The 536-nt window shown below is 61.4% G+C and carries 1 protein-coding gene; it reads right to left on the bottom strand.

Annotated elements, in window-relative coordinates; all coding sequences use genetic code 11:
• Positions 1 to 37 precede the first annotated feature (37 nt).
• On the bottom strand, positions 38 to 536 hold a 499-nt coding region (locus KV557_RS42030; RefSeq protein WP_218207396.1), incomplete at its 5' end, for a transposase.

Here is a 536-nt window from a genome sequence, read left to right as displayed (position 1 = left end):
AGAGGGCGTTTGATGTAGGCGGATTGCCCTTTATGCCCTAGTAGGTCCCTCGCCAGGATGGTGTGGTTTCGTCCGTTATGCGCTTGGCGAGGTTGTCGATCGAGGCGATGTGGATCATGGCTTCGGAGCTGGCCGGCAGGGTCTCGTAGTCGCGGGCTAGGCGTCGGCGCAACATGATCCATCCAAGACTTCGTTCGACCACCCACCGCCTTTTCACGACATGAAATCCGCGGACATCGGAGTTCCTCGCGACGACCTCGACATCGATACCGAGACCGGCTCCGTGCTCGACCATGGCGTTCTTGAAGCCGGTGTCGACCCAGCTCTTGGTGATGCTCGGGTAGGCCTTCTTGGCTTGGTTGAGGAGTTTTATTCCCACCGCGTTCTCGGACAGGCTCGCGGCGGTGACGACTACGGCGAGGATCAGCCCGATGGTGTCGGTGAGAATGCCGCGCTTGCGGCCGACGATCTTCTTCGCGGCGTCCGTTCCCTGGCTGGCCAGGGGCACGTTGGTGGAGGTCTTCACGCTCTGGGTG

This window comes from Kitasatospora aureofaciens, from assembly GCF_019192735.1.
GTDB classification, from domain to species: Bacteria; Actinomycetota; Actinomycetes; order Streptomycetales; family Streptomycetaceae; genus Kitasatospora; species Kitasatospora aureofaciens_A.
The sequence above is the reverse complement of the archived record's forward strand: the minus strand, read 5'-3'. Positions and strand labels throughout refer to the sequence as shown.